This is a genomic window from Mycobacterium sp. (assembly GCF_008709575.1).
Taxonomy (GTDB): Bacteria; Actinomycetota; Actinomycetes; order Mycobacteriales; family Mycobacteriaceae; genus Mycobacterium.
In genome coordinates, this window is record NZ_VYIK01000176.1 from 1 (window position 1) to 1,127 (window position 1,127).

The window sequence follows — 1,127 nt, forward strand, 5'->3', positions numbered from 1 at the left end:
CGGTGATGCGCTGGCTCGCCAAGAACCAGATGATCTAAAGAAGCCCGCCGGGCGATGCCGCCTCGGCCCCTACAGCCGCTGCGCGGACACGAACAAACTCCGCGGCGACGAATCCTCGATATCGGCGGGCGGCCGGTCGTACCCGGCCATCAGCTCCTCGGCCGACACCACCGACACCTGCCAGCCGTGTTCGGCCAGCCAGTCGCCGACGTCGGCGCGGTCCTCGACGTACCACAGATCCGCGATGTCGGGAACCTCACGCGTGGCGCCGGCGCGGGCCATGATGTCGCGTATCCGCTGCATCTGCGCACGCTGGCGCGCCGCCACCACGGGATCGTGGAAATCCCGGCCGGGCGCCTCCACCGCGATCCGGCTGCCCGGCGCGCTGAGCGCATGCACCCGCTCGAACAACAGGTCCTGCGCGGCCGAGGGCAAAAACGGCAGCAATCCCTCGACCGACCAGGCGGCCGGCGCCGAGGCATCGAACCCGGCCCGCTGCAGGGCCGCCGGCCAGTCCTGGCGCAGGTCCACGGCGACGTCGACCAGCCTGGCCATCGGCTCGGCGCCGCGCTCGTGCAGCGTCGACGACTTGAACTCCAGCACCTTGGGCTGGTCGAGTTCGTAGACCGTGGTGCCGTGCGGCCACGGCAGCCGCCAGGCCCGTGAATCCAGCCCGGCGGCGAGGATCACCGCCTGCCGCGCCCCCGCCGTGGCCGCGTCGATGAAGAACCCGTCGAAAAAGGCTGTCCGCGCGGCCATGTAGTTGACCATCGACTGCATCCGCAGCGGCAGCTCGGGCTCGGCCTCGACGACCTCGGCGGGCAGCTCGGAGGTCGCGAACCAGCTCCACACGCCCTCGCCGGCGGCATCGAGGAAGATCCGCGCGAACGGGTCGTCGATCAACGGGTCGGGGCTCTCGGTTTCGGCGGCCCGGGCCGCCGCGACCCCCAGCGCCGTCGCGCCCACGCTTTCGGTGATATCCCAGCTGTCGTCGTCGTATCTCGGCACATCATCCAGCGTACGCGAACGCCGACGGCCGGCTGTTCGCCGAAGTGCTCGACGACCGCTTCAAAGCCGGGAACGCAACCTTTCGACACGGCGCACCAGCCTGCTGTAATGCGAACCAG

The 1,127-nt window shown here is 70.4% G+C and carries 1 protein-coding gene; it reads right to left on the bottom strand.

Going from position 1 to position 1,127, the window contains the following annotated elements:
• Positions 1-69: 69 nt before the first annotated feature.
• On the bottom strand, positions 70-1,008 hold the full coding sequence (locus F6Q13_RS17670) for a class I SAM-dependent methyltransferase (protein ID WP_293059316.1): 939 nt from the start codon (positions 1,006-1,008) through the stop codon (positions 70-72).
• Positions 1,009-1,127 lie beyond the last annotated feature (119 nt).